Source organism: Kitasatospora putterlickiae (genome assembly GCF_039527695.1).
GTDB classification, from domain to species: Bacteria; Actinomycetota; Actinomycetes; order Streptomycetales; family Streptomycetaceae; genus Kitasatospora; species Kitasatospora putterlickiae.
This window is the reverse complement of the sequence record NZ_BAAAKJ010000156.1, coordinates 3,430-4,491: the sequence shown is the minus strand read 5'-3', so window position 1 is coordinate 4,491 and position 1,062 is coordinate 3,430. Positions and strand designations below refer to the sequence as shown.

The window sequence follows — 1,062 nt, the reverse complement described above, 5'->3', positions numbered from 1 at the left end:
GGCCGGGTCGGCGCGGTCGACGGCGCCGTCGTACAGGTCGGCCGGGCCGGGCGCGGGAAGCGGGCGGCGGTCGGTGCCCAGCAGGGCGGTGGTCTGCAGGGACTCCCAGGGGTCGGGCACGGGGCCTCCTCCTCCGGTGGAACGGGTGCGGGTGGACGGGTCGGGTCGGCGGGCGTGGGCGCCTCGGGCGCGGCGGGGCCCGCTCAGGGCGTGGTGAGGCCGATCGGGCGGCCGTCCAGCCCCCAGGCGGTGACCGGCGCGAAGCCGTGGTGGCCGTACTCGCCGAAGACGGTGAGCGGGCGGCCGGTGGAGACGGCGGCGAGCCGCCAGAGCGCGGCGTCCGGGACGGCGGCGCGGTGCACCGGGACGGTGTGCCGGCCGTCGGTGAGGTGCCAGCCCTCCTCGGAGAGCACCGGGACGACCTCGGTGAGCACCGCCGGCCAGGCGTCCAGCCACGGATCGTCGGCCACCGCGGTGCCGTAGCCGGCCACCGCCTCGGCGACGGACAGGCCGGGCGGCGGGCCGTCGGGAACCGCCGCAGGGGAGCCGTGGCGGGTGCCGAGCACGGCCCGCAGCGGGCGGGCGCCGGGGTGGAAGGCCAGCTCCGCCTCGACCACCTGACCGGTGGGCAGGGCGAGTTCGGGGGCCTGCCCGGGACGGCCGAAGGCGATCAGCAGGGCCGGGCGGCCGGTCTTGGCGCCGCGCAGCCAGAGCCGGCGGGTGGTCAGCCGGTCGTCCGTGGTGTCGCGGCTGCCGAGCACCTGCCAGCGGTCCCGGACGGTCGGGCCGGCCAGCAGCTCGGCGGCCTCGGTGGTGTAGCCGACCCGGGCGCGGACGGTCGCGGCGAGCGGCGCGGGCAGCTCGTCCAGCCGGGTCGCGGCGGTGGCGAGCAGGTGGAGCATCGCGTACTCCGCCAGCAGCCCCTGCTGCGGCACCGCGTCGAGCTCGCGGACCCGGGTGGCCAGGCCGGGCGCCTGGGCGTCGACCATGCGGGCCGCGACCTCCTCCCAGGGGCCGGCGGTGGACTGGTCGGCGAGGCCGTGCCGGACCCGGTCGGCGAGC

Annotated in this window: 1 pseudogene; it reads right to left on the bottom strand. The window is 79.7% G+C overall.

Going from position 1 to position 1,062, the window contains the following annotated elements:
• Positions 1 to 203 precede the first annotated feature (203 nt).
• Positions 204 to 1,062: pseudogene (locus ABD308_RS16320) on the bottom strand (SWIM zinc finger family protein); the annotation flags it as partial.